The sequence below is a fragment of the Cupriavidus sp. IK-TO18 genome, from assembly GCF_015549295.1.
GTDB classification, from domain to species: domain Bacteria; phylum Pseudomonadota; class Gammaproteobacteria; order Burkholderiales; family Burkholderiaceae; genus Cupriavidus; species Cupriavidus oxalaticus_A.
Genome location: NZ_JADGMP010000033.1, coordinates 76,356 through 96,941, shown reverse-complemented (window position 1 = coordinate 96,941; position 20,586 = coordinate 76,356). Strand labels below are relative to the sequence as shown.

Here is a 20,586-nt window from a genome sequence, read left to right as displayed (position 1 = left end):
GGTAAACGATAATGGCCCGGCGCGAACCATCATTCGCGCCGGGCCAGCCTGCACGTTTAACGCCCCTTCCACTCCGGCGGCCGCCGGCCTACAAACGCCTCCACCCCTTCGCGGAAGTCTTCGCTCCCGTAGCACAGGCGCACGAGATCATCGGTATCGGCCACCGCCTCCACGGTCTGCCGCCGCAAGGCCTCCTTGACGACCGTCTGCGTAACAGGCGCCAGCGCGGCAAGCCGGCTGCATAGCGCAGCGACCTCGCTCTCCAGCGACTCGGCAGCATAGACGCCTTCCAGGAATCCGCACGCCAATGCGGCATCGGCGTCCAGGATCTGCGCCAGCAGCAGCATGCGCCGCACCGGCTGCAAGCCCCACGCCGCGCGCAGCTTGGCGAGGTTCAGCGCCGACAGCGTGTTGCCGAGGGTCTTGGCGATCGGCACGCCGAAGCGGGCCTTGGACGTCGCCACGCGGAAATCACAGGCGGTCGCGATGGCAAGCCCGCCGCCCACCGCCCAGCCCTCGATCACGGCAACGGTCGGCATCGGCAGCTGTTCGACCAGGCGGATGCCCTCGTCGATGCGCGCTTCGTAGGCCACCCCGTCATCGCCATTCGAGAATTGCCGGAACTGCGCGATATCAGTGCCCGCGACAAAGGCCTCCCCGCCCTCCCCGCGCAGCACCACCACGCGCACGCCCTCGCTGCCATCCGCCGCGAGCGCGCGGCAGTGCGTGGCGAGTTGCTCGTACATCGCCCACGTCATCGCGTTGCGCGCGGCCGGGCGGTCGAAGGTCAGCGTCGCGACCTGCCCCTGCACCGTGAGCCGGACTTGCCCGTCGCTGCCAGCACCGCCTTCACGCTGGCTCGCCCCGGATTGACCGCCTCCCGGCGGCTGCGCGGCGTTCATGCGCCGAACGCGCCGGCCGCGGCCAGCGACTGCTGTTCGTCCTTCGACAGCCCCAGCTCGGCCAGGATTTCTTCCGTATGCTGGCCCAGCAGCGGCGGCGGCCGGCGTACCTGCTGCGGCGTGCCGCCCATCTTCACCGCGAAGCCGATATTGGGCACCTTGCCCTCGATCGGGTGATCGATCTCGATACGCATCTGGCGGTGACGGCCATGCTCGCTGTCGAAGGCTTGCGGGTAGGTCAGGATCGGCCCGGCAGGGATGCCGACTTCCAGCAGCTGTTCGATCCAGTAGTCGGCGCCCTGCCTGGCGAAGCTCTCTTCCAGTGCCGTGATCAGTGCCTGCCGGTTGGCCAGCCGCAGCGCCACGGTGGCAAAGCGCTCATCCGCCAGCAGGTCCTGCCGGTCGAGCGTGTTGCACAGAAGCTGCCACAGCTTCTGGTTGGTAGCCCCCATCACAAAGTAGCCGTCGGCGGCCTTCATCGCCTGGTAGGGCGCGCTCATGCGGTTGGCCGTGCCAAGCGGCTCGGGCTCGCGGCCCGTGCCCCAGTACTCGCAGGTGTCCCACACCGAGAATGCCAGCGCGGAGTCGAACAGCGACGCGTCGACATACTGCCCCTTCCCCGTCTCCTTGGCGCCGATATAGGCCGACAGCATGCCGTAGGTCGCGAACAGCGCGCAGCCGATATCGGCCACCGGCACGCCCGCCTTCACCGGCGCGCCGCCGGGATAGCCGGTGACGCTCATCACGCCCGACATCGCCTGCGCCATCAGGTCGAAGCCCGGCCGGCCGGCCCACGGCCCGCTCTGGCCGAAGCCCGAGATGCTGCAATAGACCAGCTTCGGATTGATCTTGCTGAGCGTCTCGTAGTCGATCCCCAGGCGCTTCATCACGCCGGGGCGGTAGTTCTCCACCAGGATGTCGGCCGATTCCGCCATGCGATAGAGCACCTCCCGGCCGGATTCGGTCTTCAGGTCCAGCGTGACGCTGCGCTTGTTGCGGTTCATGTTGAGGAAGCCCATGCTGTCCGGGCCCTTCATCTTGAACCCCATCGCCCCGCGCGTCTGGTCACCGCCTTCTGGCGGTTCGATCTTGATCACGTCGGCGCCGAGGTCGGCCAGCAGCATGCACGCGTAGGGCCCGGCCATGACCTGGCTGACGTCGAGCACGCGCACGCCGGACAGCGGCAGTTTGGTGGCAGGCGCTTGCGCGCCGGAATCGGTGAAATCAGTCATCGGGTGCTTCCTGGGAAATTCGACAAGTCGGCGGATGTGGGCGCGGCGGCTCCGCGCCATCAGCTCTCGGCCTTCACGCCGGCGTCCTTCACGACCTTGGCCCACTTGGTAGACTCGGACGCGATGAAGGCGCCGAACTGCTGGTTCGTGCCGCCGGAGTCCTCGGCGCCAAAGCTCTTGAGGCGCTCGGCCACATCGGGCATCGCCAGCACGCGGTTGACGTCCGCGTTCATGCGCTGCACCAGCGCCGGCGGCATGCCCTTCGGCCCCACCAGGCCGTACCACGACGCAGCGTCCAGGCCGGGGAAGCCCGACTCCGCCAGCGTCGGCACATTGGGATGGCTGGCCGCGCGCTTGAGCCGGGTCTGCGCGATCGCGATCACCTTGCCTTGCTGGATAAAGGGCGTGGCGGCGGTCATCGTGTCGAACGCATAGTCGATCTGGCCGCCCATCAGGTCCGCCACCAGCGGGCCCGAGCCCTTGTACGGGACGTGCACCACGTCGATCCTGGCCTGCATCCGGAACATCTCCAGCGCCAGATGCTGCGCCGAACCGATGCCGGACGAACCGAAGGAGATCTTTCCGGGCTTCTGCCGGCACAGCGCCACGATGTCCGAAACGGTGCGCACCTTCTGTTCCGGACGGCAGGTCAGCATATTGGGCGTGACGCCCACCATCGAAATCGGGGTGAAATCAGCGCGGGGGTCGTACTTGACGTCCAGCAGCGCCGGGGCGATCGCATGGCTGTTGACGTGGGCCATCAGCAGCGTGGTGCCATCCGGCGGCTGCTTGGCCACATAGGCGGCGGCGATCGCGCCGGTCGCGCCGGGCTTGTTCTCCACCAGCACGCTGGTATTCCACATGACCCCGAGCTTCTGCCCGATCACGCGCGCCAGCACATCCGTGCCGCCACCGGGGGCAAACCCCACTACGATGCGCACCGGCCCTTGTACGTCAGCGGCGGCGCGCGCCAGGCCGGGCATCGCCAGTCCGGCCGCTGCGGCCAGGATGAATTGTCTGCGCTGCATTGCGTGTCTCCGTAGTACTAATCGTTATGGAGCCATCTTCCGCAATGCGCGCGCCAAGGGCTATCGCTATTTTGGGGATTCTGGTTTCGCGTTTTGCGCAAGCACTTCCAGGACGCTGAGCGCGGCGGAGGAAAGTGCGCCATGGGGCCGGTGGCAGAGCACGAACTGGCGTCGCGCCCAATCTTCCGCGATCGGCAAACGCACGAAGCGGCTACCGCCTGCCACCTCGCGCGCAATCGCCTCCGGCATCACGCCGCCGCCCAGGTTCTGGGCCACCAGTGCGGCGATGCTGTCGAAGCCGCCGACGCGCATCCGCATATGGAGCACGCGGCCGGCTTCCTCGGCCAGACGTTCAAGGCCGATGGAGATGGCCGAGCTTTCGCCGAGGACGATCAGGTCGCAGTCGAGCACGTCTTCCGAGGTGACCTGCTTGCGCTTGGCCAGCGCGTGGCCGCGCGCCACCACCAGCACCAGCTTGTCGGTCCGGTAGAGCGCGGTCGGCAGGTCCACGACGCCCAGGCTGCCTTCGTAGATGCCAATGTCCACGGTGCCGCGGCGCAGGGATTGCTGGACTTCCAGGCTGTTCATTTCCTGGAGGTCGATGCGGACGCCGGGGCAGTCGGTGGCGCAGCGCTGGATGTCGAAGGGGAGGAACTGGATGACTGCTGACTTTGGGGCGGCAACGCGTACCACGCCCAGGTCGCCGCCGACGAAGGAGGCGGCGTCGTCCTGCATGCGCTGGACGGTGTGGGTGATGCCGCGGGCGTGGGCTAACAGTGCGCGGCCGGCTTCAGTGCAAGCCATCCCATGGGGAAGGCGCTCGAACAGCGAGACGCCTAGTTGGGCTTCCAGTTCGAGGATGCGGCGGGAGGCGGCGGCGGGAGCCAGATGGAGGCGTTCGGCGCCGCGGGTGATGCTGCCCAGGTCGGCGACGGCAATGAAGAGCTGGACAGTGGTCAGGTCGAAATGCAGCCGAGGAAGGCGAGAGGAGGCGGAGGACGTCACGATGGTCGCATCTGCTGCGTCGTTGCGGAAGAAAGGCTGCCGGGCTGGGGTTGGGCCCTTCGAAAAAAGAGCCGTGGCGGCCCGATTTTCCACCGCTCAAGCGATCTCGGCAATTGCAGATTCCCATGCAACCCTCGAACGAGTATTTGGGCGGGACCGGGGCAGCCGCTGATGATTGATGCGCTTCGCGGCTAGGCCGGACTGTAATCGTTGTGTCGTCCCGCCATCCTCCTTACATCTAAGCTTGTTGTCTGAAGCGATGGAAGCTAAGTCCGCATCAAAAGCGCTCTGCGCCATCGAATGCATTGAACTTCTTCACGTCTGCCACCTTGTAGAACAGTTTCAGTGCGGAGCCTTTCGAGGGTGGAATTCGGCCTACAAAGGCCGATCTCACAAAAGCCGCACTGCCGTTGCCGTTGCTTTCCATCAGGCACACATATTGAAGTCCACGCTGGCGCAACAATGCAAAAGCTGCAAGGCCCGGTTCCTCAACTCTTGCTGGCCGGAATTTGCCGACCGCAACCGCTCGCATGATGTAGCCACGATGTGTACCTACGAAGATATAATCCTTGAGTCCGCGCTTGCTGGTCGCATAGCCAATCCGAAGCCTGTTTCTGTCGCTGGCAGGTATAAATAGCCGATGGCCGGGTACCGTTACATCATCAATCAGATGCGCCTCCCCTTCAATTGGGACAATAGAAACCGAAGCGTCAGTCGATTTGTCAAATAGCAGGCAACTATCGATGACCGCCTCCGGCACCAGTTCGGCATGTGCAGAAACTGAAAGTGCGACAAGCAAAGCCAGAATGGTGGGCCGTATCATCTGTACTCCTTCGCACGGGTGACTGTCACCCAATCCCGGCCATAACGCCAGAAGATGGTGCCGCCTACGCCTGCGGTGGATTCATAGACCCAGGAGTAGCGTCCAACCTCCTCCCGCACAGTCTTCACCTGTCCGCCTACCTTCTTCTTGACTGTTTTGTACAGAATTTTCGTCTTCCCTGAGTCGCTGATTCCGTAAATATTGTGAACAGGATCCGTGATATGGATTCCGGACTTTACTTTCGCGTGATGCTTGTAGTTAGACTTTATGTCTGCTCCATCCCAAAAATACGCGCCATTCGAGAAGTCTACGCCTCCTGAGAAAGCATTTCGTGCGGCCTTGACTGCATCGGACATAGGCGGGCTCTTTTCAATGTCTTTCTCCGTGGCCTTCATTAACTTAGCGTAGCGCGCGTTGCCGACTGCTCTCACAAATGAAAAATTCTTGTCCTTCGATGTAAAGGCATCGATGGTGGAATAGCCCCTGGCTTTCATCTGACGGACCATCACACTTGCCAGTGCGGCCATTTCTTCGTACAGGTCCCTTGTTGACGACTCGCCATAGGCGATAGCTGCCAACAGACGCTCCTCAGAAGACAGAGCTGAACTTGCCGACGCCGATCTTGATACTTCTGTCATGCTCGTGTTTCCTTTGCCTTGTCCAGCCACATGACGATTTCCATGGACACGCCACCGCGCACCGTCGGGGTTGCTCCGCTGCCAAACGGGGTATCCTGGCTAATCCGCTGCCCCTCAACAAATAGGTCATAGCGATAACCTTCCTCCCCCGCGCCGGTCTCGGCATCAACAAGCTCGTAGTATTGCTCAATGATTTGCGTATCGTGACTTGCCGATACTACGCTGGAGCTTGGCCCCGATGAGAGTGGCGGCGCATAGTGCCCCATCCGGTTTACTTCTATGGTGAAATTGGTCTGGGAGTGGATGACTATCGGGTTGGTCGGGCACTTGCAATAGACGCGCGCGCCGCTCACCAATATTTGTTTCCCACGCAGATCAAAGGCAGGGTAACAGTCGTTCATCACAGGCCCGCCAGCCTTGCAGGCCAGACAGGTTGCATAGTCGCCTTCGACACCCACCTTCACACCGTGATGGAACATGCTCTCGCCGGTGGCGATGAGTACACCGTTTGCGTTGGTCTTGTCCCCATCTAGCAGAGCATAGCGAATATCAGGCATTACAACTCCTTATGGCGGTGTTGGCGTAAAAGACGTCGTCTTTTTTGGGTTGGTAGCGGACCAGAATACATAGGTCCGGCGTAGTGTGGGGATGTGTCCGCAAGGGTGGGCCGCTGTGGAAAGCGCTACGCAAGGTTTAGCATTCCTTAGAGGGAAAAGGATGAGCGAATCGGACCAACATTCAACGACCCAATTCGACACAGCCATGCTTCCACTAGGGGCGCCCGCCCCGCCATAGGACGGTTCCGAATCTGAATGAAATGAATTCGTATCAGAATTTAGGTTGCACAAGCACAGCGCGCAGGTGTCGGTGCCACCATCAGGGTGTCACTTGGCGGCAAGCAAGGCCGCTTCCTGTTGCTTCGATCGAAGCAGATGCCTTGAGTACGGCTGCAATTGCGTCGTTTCCCGCGTGAAAGGCTCGTTGGAGAATTCTGGCCTTCGTCGGATGAGGTGCGGGTCGATGGCGGTGCCGATGTCGCAAGATGGCGGGAGTCAATGGCTAAGGAAGCGCCGTCGATTGAGCACGGCGGCCATAGTCCAGTGTTGCGCCGAATATCTCCGGGCTGCGCTTATGAAGGCATACGGGCGACCGTACGCCCACATCTAACCTGCTCAGTTACAACGCATTCGCGTGTACCGCGTCCAAGGCATCACAAACAATTGCCAATTGCTCGGCGAGCGCTGTTGAAGCCGGCATCATTGGCAAACGCAGTTCCTCAGACAGCAAGCCTTGCCTGGCCAGTAATGCCTTGACCGGTCCAGGGTTAGGTTCTGCAAACATCAGCCGAATCAGCGGCATCAGGGCATGGAAAAGCTCGCGGGCAACGCTCAGGCGCTGGTCATCCACAGCGCGCCACAGCTCCGAAAAGAGATCAGGCCGAATGTGCGCTGACGCAACGATCGCGCCCTGCCCGCCCATGCATAGCGTGGCAAGCAGTTGGTGATCCTCTCCCGCGAGAACTGCCAGGCGGCCATCGGCGATTAACGCTTGCGTGGTTTCAGCATTGCCGCCGCAGTCCTTGATTCCTCGAATATTGCCGTGGCTTGCCAACGAGAGCAGCGTTTCGGCGCTCAGCGTCACACCGGTTCGGTAGGGGATGTCATAAAGCACCAAGGGTGCCCGAGATCTGTCGGCCAGCTCGCGAAAATACCCCTTCAATCCTTCCTGCGACGGTCTTATGTAGTACGGTGCAGGCGCCAGCACCCCCGCCAGCGGACGTTCGCCAATCCTGTCCAGACGGCCAAGCACATGCCGGAGATTGTTGCCAGCCAGGCCCATCATGACCGGCAACTCCCCGACCTCGGCCAGCACGGTATCCAGCACCGCCAACTGTTCCGCCTCATCGAGCGCGGCGGCTTCGCCGGTGCTGCCGCACACCACCAATCCCGCCAGGCCGCTGCAGCGGTAATAGGCCACTAGCCGCCGCAGCGCGAAAAGGGGTGACCAGGGGTAGCCAGATACCACGATAGAGATATTCCACTTCTTGCATTGCATGCTCCGGATCGACCGATTCGGAAACCGCACAGGCAAGCGACGGAGCAAGATGCGCTCAAGACAGTAAGGGGGATTGGCAGACCGTCTTTTAGATTGATGCTGCTCCGTCGCTCAACTGACGGAACAGCGCGCTCCGGTCAGATGAGCGACTGTTTTTTGAATTTGGCGCGCGCGCCCCACTGCGGCTGGTTCGCAGTGAGATCAAGAGAGAGGGAGGCGGGGCGGCGGCTCATGGTTGCGTCAATCTATCCGCTTCTCCGCAATCTCGTCAAGCCTGGCTTGGAAGGGCTCTCCTCCAAGGGGCTATCGAATCAACGCCCCCAACCCGGCTCTTCGCGGTACGGCATCCAGCGAAAACAACTCCATTCGCGCAGCATCAAAGCGCGCACACTCGGCCTTAAGCCACGTAGAGAAAATGGTCGTGCGCCGATCCTCAGGATTACGAGAATGCAGCATGTAGCGCGCCGGCGCGCGTACGTGCTTGCCGAAGACATTCACCAGCCGTCCGCTCCTGATCTCGTCATAGACCAGGGCCGTGCGCCCCATCGCCACCCCCGTGGTGGTTCAGCGCCGCGCTGATGGCAAGGCTCGACAGATTGAATTGCGGCCCCTCCAGCTGCGCAATCCATGCCGGATGAAAGGCCTCAAGCCACGTCCGCCATTCCACGAACTCGGCTGCGCCGACCCATGGAGATGCGTCATGCAGCAACACGACGCCGTCGAGCGAAGCGCCATCAGATAACCCAGAATGCCGGGCGAGGTACTCGGGCGTGGCCACAGGAATCAGGTACTCATCCAGCAAAACGTCAGCGTGCAACTGTCTGTAGCGGACGGGGTCGTAGCGAACTGCCACGTCAATGTCTTCCGCGTCCGAAGCCGGCCGCGTCGTGGATGCCGCGCATCCGCTCTTCGTCTATCTGCCCTGCGGTGTCGGCGGCGCACCGGGTGGTATCACTTACGGTCTCAAGGCACTGTTCGGCGAACATGTACACTGCTTCTTCGCCGAGCCCGTGGCCTCGCCGTGCGTACTGGTGCAGTTGGCCTCAGGTGCGCAAGCTCCCGTATCCGTCTACCACATCGGCCTGGATAACCGGACCGACGCCGATGGCCTCGCCGTCGGCCAGGCATCGCATCTGGTCAGCCCGTTGATGGGTTCCCAACTCGCCGGCGTGTTCACCGTCCCCGACGTTGACATCCTCCTCTCCCTCGACCTTCGGTCGCCGCTTGTCGGCGGAATGGAAGGGGATTCCTACGGCGCTACGCGGTGAGCTGCGCAGCCACTTCGGTGGGTTCCTGTTTCGCAGAGCGGCCTAACTGCACCGGCTCTCCACAGGCTGCAACGCGGTGTCCCCGCGCCAAAACGTTGATCGCGCCGACCACGTCGGCGTTTTCCTCGAAACCGCATTCGATGCAGGCGAACCGAGCTTGCGTAAGCCTGTTGTCCGCGCTTACGCAACCGCACGCCGGACACGTCCGGCTCGTGTTCTCGGGCGGCACTGCGACAAGCCAGCCGCCGTTCCATACCAGCTTGTATTCCAACTGGCGGCGGAATTCGAACCAGCCCTGATCCAGAATCGCTTTGTTCAGGCCGGACTTGGCCCGAATGTTCTTGCCCGGCTTCTCGGCACTGCCCGCTGCCGACCTGGACATGCTCCTCACCTGCAAGTCCTCGATACACACCATCGCGTGGTTTTGGCTGATCGTGGTCGTGGCTTTGTGCAGGTAATCGCGGCGGGCATTGCCGATGCGGGCGAGAATGCGCTGGACGCGGGCTTTCGCCTTCTTCCAGTTGCTGCTGAATTTCTGTTTGCGGCTCATCGTCCGCTGCGCTCGGCCCAGCCGAGCTTCGTGCCGCTTGAAACTATTGAGCGGTGCAAGGTAGCTGCCGTCGCTGAGTGTCGCAAAGCGTGTCACGCCAACATCGATGCCGACGGCGCTGGTGCCCTGAGGCACGGGCTGCTCGACCTCACGTTGCGTCTGGATCGAGACGAACCACTTGCCCGCGCTCATGGATACTGTACCGTTGCGCACCTCGCCCTGCACATTCCGGCTGTTTCGTTAGTGCAGCCATCCAAGTTTGGGCAGGAAGATACGACTGTTGGCCTGATCCAGCTTGATCTGTTTCGGGTCCGGGTAGCGGAAGCTGTCGCGTTGCCCCTTCTTCTTGAAGCGCGGGAACGCGGCCCGTTTGGCGAAGAAGTTCTTGTAGGCTCGCTCCAGTCCTTGAGCGCATGCTGCAGCGGATGAACGGGAGAGTCCTTGAGCCACGGTGTCTCCGGCCCGTTGCGCCATCCCGTCAGGTGCTTTGCCATGGCGACATAGCCGATGAAGTTGCCGCCGGCCTCGTAGTTTCCCTTCTGCAACGCCAGCGCCTTGTTGTAGACGAATCGGCACGATCCGGAAAAGCGGCGCATGTCGCGCTGCTGTTCGCCGGTCGGCTTCAGTTCGTATTTGAAGGCTTGAAGTCGTTGCATCGGCCCATTATAAAGTTGGCCAATGAGAGAGAAATCGCATTCGGCACGGCAGGCATTGCGTCTTTCTGATGCGCGTGCATTTGATCTAGAAGACGCCACACTAACCGCTGAAATGGACGCCTGTGGCGTCCGCGCTATCCTTCCTCGCCCTGAAGGACGAGGTTTGACGCGCATTCCGATCAACAGCCTGGCGAACCTTGGCGGCTTCGTCAGCCCGTACCTGATCGGCTGGATCCGCGACACGTACCACAGCACCGCGCCGGCTATCTTTATCATCGCCGGCGCGCTTGCCGCCAGCGCCCTGATCACCCTAAGCTTTGATCCAAAGAAGGTCAATCGCTGATCGCGCGCAACACATAGCTCCCGGAGGCATTCCCGTGACTTCAGACCAATTGCCCGTCCGCCTGGCCGTTGCCGGACTCATCCACGAGACCAACACGTACGCCGCCGAGTTCGCGGGCATGACGCCGCTGCGCGCGTTCGAGCAGTATCGGGGCAACGAAATCCTGGCGGCGTTCGACAAATCGAATCATCAGGTGGGCGGCTTTATCGAAGGCGCGCGCAGGACCGGCGCCACGCTCATTCCCACCTATGTCGGGCAGGCGACGCCCTCGGGCACGATCGAAGCCGGCGCGTATGCCGCCATGAAGCAAGACATCCTCGAAGGCATTCGCGCTGCGCTGCCGGTTGACGGCGTGCTGCTGGCCCTGCATGGCGCCGGTGTCGCCGACGGCACTGAAGACGTCGAAGGCGACCTGGCGCTTGCCGTTCGTGCGCTGGTCGGGCCGGGTGTCCCGATTGCCGCGGTCTACGATTTGCACGGCAACATGACGGACGCGATGCGCGACGCTTGCGACCTGACGTTGCCGTGCAAGCTGTATCCGCATACCGACTTCCATGACCGGGCCGTCGAAGCCGTCGAGCTGCTGCTTGAGATGATTCGGGGCGGGCTCAAACCGGTCACCGCAATGCGACGCCTGCCGATGCTGCCGTACATCGTGACGACACAAGACGGGTTCATCCCAGCGGAAGTCAACGACGTTTGCCGGAAGCTGGCCGCACAGCCCGGCGTCATCGACTGCTCGTGGTTCCACGGCTTCCCCTACGCGGATATCGCGGCCCCCTGCCCGGCGGTCGTGTGCACCACAAGCGGAGACGCCGCGCTTGCGCAGCGTTGCGTCGACGAAGTCGCGCAATGGATCTGGTCGCATCGCGAGGCGTTCCGTTCGACGTTTCCGCCCCCCGCACAGGGCGTCGCCCTTGCCCTGTCGGCGGCAGAGGGGCCTGTCGTTGTCAACGAGTACGCAGACAACCCGGGCGGCGGCACACCCGGAGACGGCACGCATCTGCTTCGTGCGTTACTGGACGCCAATCCGCCCGCCGGCACGTGCTGTTTCGCGTCGATCAATGATGCTGCCGTGGTTGCACAAGCACAGCGCGCGGGTGTCGGCGTCACGATCAGGGTCTCACTGGGTGGCAAGCAAGGCCGCTTCCAGGGCGCGCCCATTGAGGCCGATGCCTATGTGAAATGCATCACGGACGGGCGCTTCGTGAATCGCCCTGGATCGATGTTCGAAGGTGTTCGCTTCGACCTGGGGGTGATGTGTCGCCTCATCATCAACGGTGTCGATGTCATCGTGGCTTCGCGTGCCGAGCAGATCTTTGATGTCGAGCCGTTTGTGCTGCATGGGCTGGATGTCACTGGGTACAAGCTCGTTGCGATCAAGGGGGCCAACCACTTCCGTGCTGGATATCGGACGGTGGCTAAGCAGATCATTTCTGTCGACAGTGAGGGCTTGAGTACAGCTGCGATTGCGTCGTTTCCGCGTGAAAGGCTCGCTGGGGCGTTTTGGCCCTTGTCGGATGAGGTGCGCTTCGATGGCGGTGCCGATGTCGCATGACGGAAGCGAGACTACGTCATCAAACGAGTTGGGTGCCCCGTGCGCAATCGCGGCGGCCGCAGCGGCTATCCCGATGAACAGGCCCACGCGCGTGGGGAGCATGTGCCCAGCCTCCTTCGCGTAATTCTTCCGAGGGATCTTTGACGTCTTGGCCTCCTAGCCGATCGCCGGGCCATCGTGGTGCCTGACGTGCCCTTATAGGAGATTGCCAGCGGCAACGGTCATGCGTAGCCTATTTCATCGTCAAGTGATGAACACACTCTCGCAGCGGCCTTACCGCACCCGGACAGCTTGCGGTCATCCTCTCAGGAGCCGCCATGAAAATCAAATCCACTGGCACGCACGTACGGACTATCAAGATTAGTCGGACTCAATTCCCGGCTGTTCCAAGTAACAGCAATAACTTCACTGGTCTGCGGACGATCCCTTGGATTCGCTTGCGAGGTCTTTGGTTGGAGCGGGCTGGATTCAGCGTCGGCCAATCCCTGAAGGTTAGAGTTCAGCATAAGCGGATAGTTATTTGGGTGGAGTAACGTAGACAGTCAATCCGGTGGGCGCCGGCGACGGCACCTACCGACCCATCTTGGTCCGTCATGTCGTTACTGCGTCTGGCTGGCAACGGATGACTAGGAGACATAGCCTCCCCGCAGTGATGCTCGTTAGTGGGTGTCGCCTGCGTCTCTGAGGCGCTTGAGAAACCACCTTCCAGCAGGCCCGGGCGGTGTGTCCTTCCTAAAGACTGCAAACATGGCGATGGGCGGCGTATGTGGCTGGAACGCTTCGAGTCGCAGGGGCACTAGCTTGCCGCTGTCCAGGTCATCCTGAACCATTGCCACCGGCATATGGCCCCATCCAAAGCCAGCGCGCAAGAATGCGTGCTTGGCTCCTAGATCGGCAAGGCGCCATATCTGTGGAGAGAAAACGCCGAAAGTGGTGCCCTCTGTGAGGGTCGTGCGGTCCGTCAGCACGAGTTGGACGTGCTCCTTGAGATCCACCGGCCCTAGGATCCGATTCGTTGATGCCAGGGGATGGGACGAGGCAGAGACCGTAATCATTGGCACATCCAGCAATTTCTCGGCATCGAGAATTTCTGGGACCGATGGCATCGAGCCGCTGATTCCGAGCCGGCATGTCTGGGCGAGTACCGGCTGCATGACAGCACCCAGCGCTTCGACGTAAAGGCGTAATGGTGTGTGCGGAAACTCGCTTCGAAATGCACCGACGGCGTCTGTCAGTGATGTCATTGGATACATGACGTCCACCACGACAGAGAGCTCGGGCTCGAGTCCGTCGGAAATTGTCCGCGCCTTCGCCTTAAACCCGTCCATGCCACCCACCACCAGCCGCGCCTGCGCAAGTAAGGCCGATCCTTCGTCCGTCAGCTTTGGATAACGGCCCGCCCGATCGAAGAGCTGCACGCCGATCTGACTCTCTAAGTTGGCCAGCGTATGGCTGACCACGGATTGCGCTCGCCGGAGTTTGCGGCCTGCGGCGGAGAAACTGCCTTCGTCGGCGGCAGCGATGAAGGTGCGAAGCTGGTCCAGCGAGACGGCATCGAGCATATATCTATAGAGTAGATGGATTGCATCTAGAAATATAGGCTACCTTGATGGTTGTCAAGTCTCTAATCTTCGTTCATCCACTCTTTGAAAGGATGAACACTATGAACTCGAACCTGAACACCTCGCTGAACGAAAACTCCGCCATCCCCGCCGTTGGCCGCACCCTCATCGCGGTCATCTTTTTCATCAGCGGCTTCGGCAAGCTGATGGCACCTGGCGCAACGATGGCCTATATCGGATCGCTGGGTCTGCCCGCGCCAGCGCTCGGACTGATTGGCGCACTGGTGCTGGAACTGGCGAGCGCCGCACTCCTGGTCATTGGCTACAAGACGCGCGTGGTGGCTCTCCTGCTTGCTGCCTACGCTGTCGTGACCGCGCTGATCTTTCACCACGCGCTCGCTGACCAGAATCAGATGTTCCATTTCCTGAAAAACCTGGCGATGGCCGGTGGCCTCCTGCAGGTAGTGGCGTTCGGCCCCGGCGCCTTCAGTCTGGACAACCGTCGCGCGCCGGCCAAGCGCGTTGCCGCCTGACACATCGCAGGAGAAGACATCATGAGCATTGCCACAACGCTTCTGGAGCAACATCTCCAGTTCCTAGTCGACAAGCCGGAGCAATGGCAGGAACTAATCGCCGACAGCATCGTCTGGGATCTGCCGTACGCACCCAGCCTGGGTCATCCGCTGAAACTCGAAGGACGTGAATCTGTGCTGCGGCATGCGAGCTGGTTCGTGGGGGCGGTCAGGAACTTTCGCTTCTCCGATGCCATCGTGACTGCGACGGACGATCCGCAGCAGGCGATTGCTCGGGTGCGTGGGGAGGGCCTGATCGCGGCGACCGGCCGTACCTACCGCCAGGAGTATGTCGTGTTTCTGACAGCCCGCGACGGTCGCATCGTGCATCTGCGCGAGTATTTCGACCCGGTTCAGGCAGCCCTTGCCCTTGACGCGCCTGTAGTGGGCGTCGCTTCCAGGAGCATCTGATGAAAGCCATCCAAGTAACTGGCTACGGCAGCCCCAGCGGCATGACGCTGGTCGAGGCGGACGACCCCGTACCGGGCGACAACGAAGTCTTGATCGACATTGCCGCGGCATCGGTGAATCCGATTGACTGGAAGATCGTCAGTGGCGCCATGCGGGCGTTTATTCCACTGCCGTTGCCTTTCACCCCTGGGGTTGATGCTGCAGGGACCGTCATCGCCGTGGGGCGCAACGTCACAAGACTGAAGCCGGGCGATGAAGTGATGGGATTCATCGGGATTGTCGGGGCTTTCGCCACGCGCGCCGTCGTGGACGCCAGCCGCCTGGCGCGCAAGCCTGCGTCCTTGGCTTTCGCGGAAGCCGCGGCGATTCCCGCTGCAACGCTGACGGCATGGCAGGCGCTCCACGAGCATGGGGGCTTGCAAGCCGGGCAGTCGGTCCTAATCCACGGGGCCGCAGGCGGCGTAGGCACTGCGGCCGTGCAGCTTGCCAAGTTGGCCGGCGCCCACGTCATCGGCACCGGTTCAGCCCAGAGCCGCGAATATGTAGCAAGCCTCGGCGCCGATGCCTTTATTGACTACCGCACCGAGGATTTCGCCGCGCGGGTCTCGGGATTGGACCTCGTCCTCGACCTGATTGGCGGTGAAACTCAGGAGCGTTCATGGTCGGTGCTGAAGCCGGGCGGCACCCTGGTGTCGACGGTGGCAAGGCCCGACGCAGCTCGAGCCAAAGGAACGCAGGCGACCGGCAGACATTTCGCTACGCGTAGCGACGCGCCCCAGCTCGAGAAACTGGCTACGCTCCATGCATCGGGCGATCTGCGTACCCAGATCGATTCGGTCTTTGTGCTCTCAGACGTTAGCCAGGCGCTCGACCACAGCAAGGGCGGCCACGTGAAAGGCAAGGTCGTTGTGGCCGTGGCCCAGTAGAGTGCGCCTAGGCGCCAAAGCGAACCGCCGGTGACAGGGTGAAAGACTCGCGCATGTCGCGTGCCTCCTCAACCGGCGTTCGCCCGAAAAGCCGCTTGAACTCCCTGCTGAACTGCGAAGTGCTCTCGTAGCCGACCCGCCCCGCTGCTGCCGCAGCGGTGACCCCGTCGCGAATCATCATCAGGCGCGCTTGATGAAGGCGGGTGGACTTGATGTACTGGATTGGCGACGTCTGGGTCACCGTGCGGAAGTTGGCGTGAAACGCTGGCACGCTCATGCCGGCCTCTTCAGCCAGGCATGAGACATTCAGGGGCGCCGCATAATCCGCATGGATACGCTTCAGCGCTCTTGCGATGCGGCCGAAGCGCCCGTGGTGAGCGAGAGCGGCACGCATCGCGCCTCCCTGTGCCCCCGTTAACACGCGGTAGCAGATTTCCCGCACCAGGCCCGGACCCAGGATCCGGGCATCCATCGGCACGGTCAATGCCTCCAGCAACCTGACGGTTGTACCGGCCAGATTCTCGTCCAGCTCCGTAGACACCATGCCGTTGGGTGGCTCTTCAGGCAGATCTCCCGCTGCACCGATCTGCGTGATCAGTTGGCTGAGTTCGAGGAGGTCCAGACGGATGGACACCGCCAGCATGGGTTCCTCTGGCGAAGCCTGGGTTTCCGTGGAAAACGGCAGCGGTACCGACAGTACAAGATAGTGCTGCGCGTCGTAGACATAGACCTCATTGCCCAGAAAGCCAAGCTTGCGGCCCTGGCACACGATCACGATGCTTGGCTCGTATAGCACCGGTGTGCGCCCAAGGGGCCGATCCGAACGCATCAGCCGCACGCTGTCGAGCGTCGACTGCGTGTAGCCCTCGTTGGGCGCCAGTTTCTCGATCAAACGAACCATCTTGACGGAAGCGGGGGAGCGGACCTTGGACACAAAGCCTCCTGTTGTTTGCCTGCAGCCGCCATTCTAGCCGCGTCTTGCACACCGTACCAGCCGGATCAATAGGAATAGGCAATAACGGCATCGGTCCGTGTATTCGCCTGCAGGCAGGTCATCCCTATCATTCATTCACCGGCCGACGAACCATACCGCTTCATTGAAGGCCGAAACGTGACTGCAGAGCGCGCCGCATCAAGCGCTGAACCCTGCGGTCAGATCCGAACCAACAATAGGAGTATGCAACATGGCAATCGCCACCAACGAATCGAAAGTTATTCTGATCACCGGCGCCAGCAGCGGCATCGGCGAGGGCGCCGCTCGCCTGCTCGCCGCGCAAGGACACCGGCTCGTGATCGGTGCACGCCGGACCGACCGGCTCGCCGAGTTGGCGGCATCGATCGAAGCCTCCGGCGGCGTGGTTCGTTACCGCGAGCTCGACGTGACGTCGGCCGATGACGTGGCGGCATTCGCCCGCTTCGCGCTCGATGCCTTCGGCCGCATCGACGTGCTCATCAATAACGCGGGCGTGATGCCGCTTTCGCCCCTCAACGCCCTGAAGGTCAGCGAATGGAACCGGATGATCGACGTGAACATTCGTGGGGTGCTGCATGGCATTGCCGCCGTGCTGCCGACGATGGAGGCGCAAGGGCTCGGCCAGATCATCAATATTTCCTCGATTGGTGGACTCTCCGTGTCGCCCACTGCCGCGGTCTACTGCGCGACCAAGTTCGCCGTGCGTGCCATCTCCGACGGGCTGCGCCAGGAGACCGACAAGATCCGCGTGACGGTGATCTGCCCCGGCGTCGTGGAGTCCGAGCTGGCCGATTCGATCTCTGACGACACCGCGCGTAGCGCGATGCAGGAGTTCCGTCGCATCGCCATTACGCCCGACGCCATCGCTCGCGCCATTGCATACGCGGTGGAGCAGCCCGCCGAAGTCGACGTCAGCGAGATCGTCGTACGGCCCACCGCCAGCCCGTTCTGATCCAGGCAGCACGCGGAACCCAAATCAATCAGGAGAACATCATGACATCACGAAACACGGCAGGCGGCGCCTTTGCAGGCAAGGTCGCCATCGTTACCGGTGCAGCCAGTGGCATCGGCCTGGCCACGACCGAACTGCTTCACGCCGAAGGCGCGAATGTGATTGCCGTTGGCCGCAGCAGCAACGTGGAAGCACTGGCGCGACCTGGCATCGTTCCCATCGTCGCCGACGTGGCGCGCGAGGAAAGTGCCGTACAGGCCGTTGCCACGGCAATCGACCGGTTTGGCAAGCTCGACATCCTCGTCAACAACGCGGCGGTCATCATCAACAAGCCACTGGTGGACATGTCGCTGGAAGACTGGAATGGCATTCAGGCCGTCAATGCCACGGGCGCTTTCCTATTCTCGCGGGAAGCCATGCGCGCCATGCTGCCGGCAAAGACAGGCGCCATCGTCAACGTGGGGTCCTACGCCTGCTATCAGGCTTTTCCGTTGATTGCGGCCTATGCGGCGTCGAAGGGCGCGCTGGCGCAGTTGACGCGGGCCCTTTCGCTGGAAGCCATCGAACACGGCATTCGCGTCAATGCGGTGGGCTCCGGCGATGTCATTACCAACATTACCAACCACATCCATGCCGACGGCCAGGCGTTCCTCGCAGAGCATGGCAAGAAGGCACCGATCCGCCGCGCGGCACAGCCCAAGGAAATCGCCGAGGTAATCGCCTTCCTCGCATCGGAAAAGGCCAGCTTTATCGTCGGCGCCGTGGTCATGGCCGACGGTGGCATGAGCGTGGCCCTGCCTTGATCAACGTCTTGACCGCATATTTATCTGAAGGAATTTGCATCATGAAACAAGCATCCCGTACATGGTTCATCACAGGCGCGTCGAAGGGCGTCGGTCAGAAACTCGTTGCCCACCTGCTGGAGCAAGGCCACCGGGTAGCGGCAACGTCCCGCATAGCCGCATCGCTGACGGAGACATTTGGTGGCGCATCCGACCGCTTTCTACCTTTGGAAGTTGACCTGACCAGCGACCGCAGTGTCCAGGCGGCCGTCGAGAAGACAGTGCAATGGTTCGGCGTGATCGACGTGGTCGTCAACAATGCCGGCTATGCCCAGCAAGGCACGGTCGAGGCACTGTCCGACGACGAACTGCGCGGCAATTTCGAGGTCAACTTCTTCGCACCGATGGCTGTACTGCGCCATGCGCTGCCGCAGCTTCGTCGCCAGCGCAGCGGGCACATCATCAACATCTCCTCCATCGTGGGCTACCAGGGCGGGTATGCGGGCTGGGGCAGCTACGTCGCGAGCAAGTTCGCACTGTCAGGCTTGACGGAATCCCTGGCGGCGGAAGTCGCGGAACTGGGTATCCGAGCCACTGTGGTCTATCCGGGGCCTGTGCGCACGGACTTTCTGTCGAACGGTGCGCTCGCAGTGGCCAAGCGACAGATCGACGACTACTCGGAGGCCAAGGCTTCGCTGGACCTGCATCTCGACACTCTACATGGCCATCAGGCCGGCGATCCTGACAAGCTCGCCCTGCTGATCATGCAGGCCGCTGCGGTCGAATCGGCGCCGTTGCATCTGTTCGCCGGCAAGATCGCCAATGAACTTGCGGCTGCGAAAGCTAACGCTGTTGCAAAGGATCTCGACACCTGGAGGGGCTCGTCCGAGGCTACCGACTTTGCAGACTGATCGATAGTGAGGGGGTCCCGGCTTTGCCGGGACTCTTTTCCTATAAGGCCTACGACACAACGTGGGCTTTGAGAATGTATCCACTCAGGCCCCATAATGGCAGCTTTGGCCAAGATGGGACATTCGAAGAGCGTAGGGATATGTCTCAAACTGGCCGATTGCAGCCACCTTTTGTCTTGGTAGGTCCATAAAAAATGGGAGCCATCAGCTCCCATTTCTCATCATCAAAGCAAAAAAACTCAATCCCAGCTCAACGCCCCACCCGTCTGATACTCAATGACGCGCGTCTCGAAGAAGTTGCGTTCCTTCTTCAGATCAATCATCTCGCTCATCCACGGGAACGGGTTCTCCTCGTTCGGGAACAGCTGATCAAGACCAATTTGCTGGCAACGACGATTGCAGATAAACCGCAGATACGACTTGAACATCGGCGCATTCAAACCAAGCACCCCACGCGGCATCGTGTCTTCCGCATAGCGATACTCCAGATCCACCGCCTTCTTGAACAGTTCGGTGATCTCGGCCTTGAACTCCGCCGTCCAAAGATGCGGATTCTCCAGCTTGATCTGATTAATCAGGTCGATACCAAAATTGCAGTGCAGCGACTCATCCCGCAGGATGTACTGATACTGCTCCGCCGCCCCAGTCATCTTGTTCTGCCGCCCCATCGCCAGGATCTGCGTGAAGCCCACATAAAAGAACAGCCCTTCCATGATGCAGGCGAACACGATCAGCGACTTCAGCAGCTTCTGGTCGTTTTCCGGCGTGCCGGTCTTGAACGACGGGTCGGTCAGCGTGTCGATGAACGGGATCAGGAACTCGTCCTTGTCGCGGATCGACTGTACTTCGTGGTACGCGTTGAAGATCTCGGCTTCGTTCAGGCCCAGCGATTCAACGATGTACTGGTAGGCGTGCGTGTGGATGGCCTCTTCAAAGGCCTGGCGCAGCAGGTACTGGCGGCATTCCGGCGCGGTGATCTGGCGATAGGTGCCCAGCACGATGTTGTTGGCGGCCAGCGAGTCGGCGGTGACGAAGAAGCCGAGGTTGCGCTTGATGATGCGGCGCTCGTCTTCGGTCAGGCCGTTGGGGTCTTTCCATGTCGCGATGTCGCGCGACATGTTGATTTCCTGCGGCATCCAGTGGTTGGCGCAGCCGGCCAGGTACTTTTCCCACGCCCACTTGTACTTGAACGGGACGAGCTGGTTGACGTCGGTCGAGCCGTTGATGACGCGCTTGTCGGCGGCGTTGACGCGGCGGTTGCTTTGCGCGGCGGCGGCGTTGGGATTGTTGCCCAGGATGCCGGCTTGCGTGGCGCTCGGCGGCAGGACGCCTTGCTGGTCAGCGGTGGCAGCCGATGCAGCGGGTTGCAGGGCAGGCTGCGGTGCGGCCTGCGGGGTGGCTTGAACGTCGTCGTCCCAGCTCAGCATGATGTTGTTCTC

At 61.7% G+C, this 20,586-nt stretch carries 20 protein-coding genes and 3 pseudogenes; 10 read left to right on the top strand and 13 right to left on the bottom strand.

The genetic code is table 11. The features are described 5' to 3' along the window. Window positions 1-56: 56 nt before the first annotated feature. The 9 genes and pseudogenes from IPF36_RS25860 to IPF36_RS34845 all read right to left on the bottom strand — a co-directional run bounded on the left by IPF36_RS25860 (window position 57) and on the right by IPF36_RS34845 (window position 8,536). Window positions 57-902 (bottom strand): enoyl-CoA hydratase/isomerase family protein, encoded by an 846-nt coding sequence (locus IPF36_RS25860; RefSeq protein WP_195431197.1) that lies wholly within the window; start codon window positions 900-902, stop codon window positions 57-59. Then, window positions 899-2,134, bottom strand: a complete 1,236-nt coding sequence (locus IPF36_RS25855; RefSeq protein ID WP_195431195.1) for a CaiB/BaiF CoA-transferase family protein — start codon at window positions 2,132-2,134, stop codon at window positions 899-901. Before IPF36_RS25855 ends, IPF36_RS25860 begins: the two co-directional genes overlap by 4 nt. A 59-nt stretch (window positions 2,135-2,193) precedes the next feature. After that, entirely contained in the window at window positions 2,194-3,162 is a 969-nt protein-coding gene (locus tag IPF36_RS25850; RefSeq protein ID WP_195431192.1) for a tripartite tricarboxylate transporter substrate binding protein, read from the bottom strand. A gap of 66 nt (window positions 3,163-3,228) precedes the next feature. Then, window positions 3,229-4,167 (bottom strand): LysR family transcriptional regulator, encoded by a 939-nt coding sequence (locus IPF36_RS25845; RefSeq protein ID WP_135705950.1) that lies wholly within the window; start codon window positions 4,165-4,167, stop codon window positions 3,229-3,231. A gap of 277 nt (window positions 4,168-4,444) precedes the next feature. Then, complete coding sequence (locus IPF36_RS25840; protein WP_240745899.1) at window positions 4,445-4,990, bottom strand: hypothetical protein; 546 nt, start codon at window positions 4,988-4,990, stop codon at window positions 4,445-4,447. Then, a complete protein-coding gene (locus IPF36_RS25835; protein ID WP_195431189.1) occupies window positions 4,987-5,628 on the bottom strand; it encodes a hypothetical protein in 642 nt (213 codons plus the stop codon). The genes IPF36_RS25840 and IPF36_RS25835 overlap by 4 nt, the downstream gene beginning before the upstream one ends. Continuing rightward, on the bottom strand, window positions 5,625-6,185 hold the full coding sequence (locus IPF36_RS25830; RefSeq protein WP_135705952.1) for a PAAR domain-containing protein: 561 nt from the start codon (window positions 6,183-6,185) through the stop codon (window positions 5,625-5,627). The genes IPF36_RS25835 and IPF36_RS25830 overlap by 4 nt, the downstream gene beginning before the upstream one ends. A 619-nt stretch (window positions 6,186-6,804) precedes the next feature. Further along, window positions 6,805-7,678: pseudogene (gene dapA / locus IPF36_RS25825) on the bottom strand (4-hydroxy-tetrahydrodipicolinate synthase). 525 nt (window positions 7,679-8,203) lie between these two features. Next, window positions 8,204-8,536: a hypothetical protein gene (locus IPF36_RS34845; protein WP_255519900.1), complete on the bottom strand. Its 333-nt coding sequence runs from the start codon at window positions 8,534-8,536 to the stop codon at window positions 8,204-8,206. On the opposite strand from IPF36_RS34845, the pseudogene IPF36_RS25815 reads away from it, so the two are divergent. Next, window positions 8,529-8,870: pseudogene (locus IPF36_RS25815) on the top strand (D-serine ammonia-lyase); the annotation flags it as partial. The gene IPF36_RS34845 and the pseudogene IPF36_RS25815 overlap by 8 nt on opposite strands. Window positions 8,871-8,940: 70 nt before the next feature. Here IPF36_RS25815 and IPF36_RS25810 read toward each other — a convergent pair. Continuing rightward, window positions 8,941-10,157, bottom strand: a pseudogene (locus tag IPF36_RS25810) (RNA-guided endonuclease InsQ/TnpB family protein). 22 nt (window positions 10,158-10,179) lie between these two features. Here IPF36_RS25810 and IPF36_RS34415 point away from each other — a divergent pair. The 3 genes from IPF36_RS34415 (at window position 10,180) to IPF36_RS35165 (ending at window position 12,591) form a co-directional block, all read left to right on the top strand. Continuing rightward, the gene (locus tag IPF36_RS34415) at window positions 10,180-10,500 is read left to right on the top strand and encodes a hypothetical protein (RefSeq protein ID WP_218959710.1); all 321 of its coding nucleotides are present in this window, start codon (window positions 10,180-10,182) and stop codon (window positions 10,498-10,500) included. Window positions 10,501-10,534: 34 nt separating this feature from the next. Further along, entirely contained in the window at window positions 10,535-12,058 is a 1,524-nt protein-coding gene (locus tag IPF36_RS25800) for a M81 family metallopeptidase (RefSeq protein ID WP_195431186.1), read from the top strand. A 317-nt stretch (window positions 12,059-12,375) separates the two neighbouring features. Beyond that, window positions 12,376-12,591 (top strand): SymE family type I addiction module toxin, encoded by a 216-nt coding sequence (locus tag IPF36_RS35165; RefSeq protein WP_135705955.1) that lies wholly within the window; start codon window positions 12,376-12,378, stop codon window positions 12,589-12,591. A gap of 126 nt (window positions 12,592-12,717) precedes the next feature. Here the strand turns inward: IPF36_RS35165 and IPF36_RS25790 are convergent, their stop codons facing one another. Continuing rightward, window positions 12,718-13,620, bottom strand: coding sequence for a LysR family transcriptional regulator (locus tag IPF36_RS25790; RefSeq protein ID WP_135705956.1), 903 nt, complete (start codon window positions 13,618-13,620; stop codon window positions 12,718-12,720). 92 nt (window positions 13,621-13,712) lie between these two features. Here IPF36_RS25790 and IPF36_RS25785 point away from each other — a divergent pair, with 92 nt between their 5' ends. The 3 genes from IPF36_RS25785 to IPF36_RS25775 are packed head-to-tail and all read left to right on the top strand — an operon-like array spanning window position 13,713 to window position 15,529. Continuing rightward, window positions 13,713-14,153 (top strand): DoxX family protein, encoded by a 441-nt coding sequence (locus IPF36_RS25785; RefSeq protein WP_195431183.1) that lies wholly within the window; start codon window positions 13,713-13,715, stop codon window positions 14,151-14,153. A 21-nt stretch (window positions 14,154-14,174) separates the two neighbouring features. After that, window positions 14,175-14,603: a nuclear transport factor 2 family protein gene (locus IPF36_RS25780; RefSeq protein WP_135705958.1), complete on the top strand. Its 429-nt coding sequence runs from the start codon at window positions 14,175-14,177 to the stop codon at window positions 14,601-14,603. Further along, on the top strand, window positions 14,603-15,529 hold the full coding sequence (locus IPF36_RS25775) for an NADP-dependent oxidoreductase (protein ID WP_195431180.1): 927 nt from the start codon (window positions 14,603-14,605) through the stop codon (window positions 15,527-15,529). Before IPF36_RS25780 ends, IPF36_RS25775 begins: the two co-directional genes overlap by 1 nt. A 7-nt stretch (window positions 15,530-15,536) precedes the next feature. Here IPF36_RS25775 and IPF36_RS25770 read toward each other — a convergent pair whose 3' ends face one another. Continuing rightward, window positions 15,537-16,430: an AraC family transcriptional regulator gene (locus tag IPF36_RS25770; protein ID WP_195431298.1), complete on the bottom strand. Its 894-nt coding sequence runs from the start codon at window positions 16,428-16,430 to the stop codon at window positions 15,537-15,539. Window positions 16,431-16,713: 283 nt separating this feature from the next. On the opposite strand from IPF36_RS25770, the gene IPF36_RS25765 reads away from it, so the two are divergent. Genes IPF36_RS25765 through IPF36_RS25755 form a run of 3 tightly spaced genes read left to right on the top strand, consistent with a single transcriptional unit; the run spans window position 16,714 to window position 19,147 of the window. Further along, the gene (locus tag IPF36_RS25765) at window positions 16,714-17,454 is read left to right on the top strand and encodes an SDR family oxidoreductase (protein WP_167884598.1); all 741 of its coding nucleotides are present in this window, start codon (window positions 16,714-16,716) and stop codon (window positions 17,452-17,454) included. A 41-nt stretch (window positions 17,455-17,495) separates the two neighbouring features. After that, a complete protein-coding gene (locus IPF36_RS25760) occupies window positions 17,496-18,257 on the top strand; it encodes an SDR family NAD(P)-dependent oxidoreductase (protein ID WP_135705960.1) in 762 nt (253 codons plus the stop codon). Between the two features lie 41 nt (window positions 18,258-18,298). Next, complete coding sequence (locus tag IPF36_RS25755; protein WP_135705961.1) at window positions 18,299-19,147, top strand: SDR family oxidoreductase; 849 nt, start codon at window positions 18,299-18,301, stop codon at window positions 19,145-19,147. A 239-nt stretch (window positions 19,148-19,386) separates the two neighbouring features. On the opposite strand, the gene IPF36_RS25750 is transcribed toward IPF36_RS25755, so the two are convergent. Beyond that, the gene (locus IPF36_RS25750; protein ID WP_029048109.1) at window positions 19,387-20,574 is read right to left on the bottom strand and encodes a ribonucleotide-diphosphate reductase subunit beta; all 1,188 of its coding nucleotides are present in this window, start codon (window positions 20,572-20,574) and stop codon (window positions 19,387-19,389) included. Window positions 20,575-20,586: the final 12 nt, after the last annotated feature.

What these genes read in the sequence shown, in the direction of transcription:
- IPF36_RS25860 (WP_195431197.1), bottom strand. Translation starts at nt 902, where the DNA reads ATGAACGCCGCGCAGCCGCCGGGAGGCGGTCAATCCGGGGCGAGCCAG.
- IPF36_RS25855 (WP_195431195.1), bottom strand. Translation starts at nt 2,134, where the DNA reads ATGACTGATTTCACCGATTCCGGCGCGCAAGCGCCTGCCACCAAACTG.
- IPF36_RS25850 (WP_195431192.1), bottom strand. Translation starts at nt 3,162, where the DNA reads ATGCAGCGCAGACAATTCATCCTGGCCGCAGCGGCCGGACTGGCGATG.
- IPF36_RS25840 (WP_240745899.1), bottom strand. Translation starts at nt 4,990, where the DNA reads ATGATACGGCCCACCATTCTGGCTTTGCTTGTCGCACTTTCAGTTTCT.
- IPF36_RS25835 (WP_195431189.1), bottom strand. Translation starts at nt 5,628, where the DNA reads ATGACAGAAGTATCAAGATCGGCGTCGGCAAGTTCAGCTCTGTCTTCT.
- IPF36_RS25830 (WP_135705952.1), bottom strand. Translation starts at nt 6,185, where the DNA reads ATGCCTGATATTCGCTATGCTCTGCTAGATGGGGACAAGACCAACGCA.
- IPF36_RS34415 (WP_218959710.1), top strand. Translation starts at nt 10,180, where the DNA reads ATGAGAGAGAAATCGCATTCGGCACGGCAGGCATTGCGTCTTTCTGAT.
- IPF36_RS35165 (WP_135705955.1), top strand. Translation starts at nt 12,376, where the DNA reads ATGAAAATCAAATCCACTGGCACGCACGTACGGACTATCAAGATTAGT.
- IPF36_RS25790 (WP_135705956.1), bottom strand. Translation starts at nt 13,620, where the DNA reads ATGCTCGATGCCGTCTCGCTGGACCAGCTTCGCACCTTCATCGCTGCC.
- IPF36_RS25785 (WP_195431183.1), top strand. Translation starts at nt 13,713, where the DNA reads ATGAACACTATGAACTCGAACCTGAACACCTCGCTGAACGAAAACTCC.
- IPF36_RS25780 (WP_135705958.1), top strand. Translation starts at nt 14,175, where the DNA reads ATGAGCATTGCCACAACGCTTCTGGAGCAACATCTCCAGTTCCTAGTC.
- IPF36_RS25775 (WP_195431180.1), top strand. Translation starts at nt 14,603, where the DNA reads ATGAAAGCCATCCAAGTAACTGGCTACGGCAGCCCCAGCGGCATGACG.
- IPF36_RS25770 (WP_195431298.1), bottom strand. Translation starts at nt 16,430, where the DNA reads ATGGTTCGTTTGATCGAGAAACTGGCGCCCAACGAGGGCTACACGCAG.
- IPF36_RS25765 (WP_167884598.1), top strand. Translation starts at nt 16,714, where the DNA reads ATGGCAATCGCCACCAACGAATCGAAAGTTATTCTGATCACCGGCGCC.
- IPF36_RS25760 (WP_135705960.1), top strand. Translation starts at nt 17,496, where the DNA reads ATGACATCACGAAACACGGCAGGCGGCGCCTTTGCAGGCAAGGTCGCC.
- IPF36_RS25755 (WP_135705961.1), top strand. Translation starts at nt 18,299, where the DNA reads ATGAAACAAGCATCCCGTACATGGTTCATCACAGGCGCGTCGAAGGGC.
- IPF36_RS25750 (WP_029048109.1), bottom strand. Translation starts at nt 20,574, where the DNA reads ATGCTGAGCTGGGACGACGACGTTCAAGCCACCCCGCAGGCCGCACCG.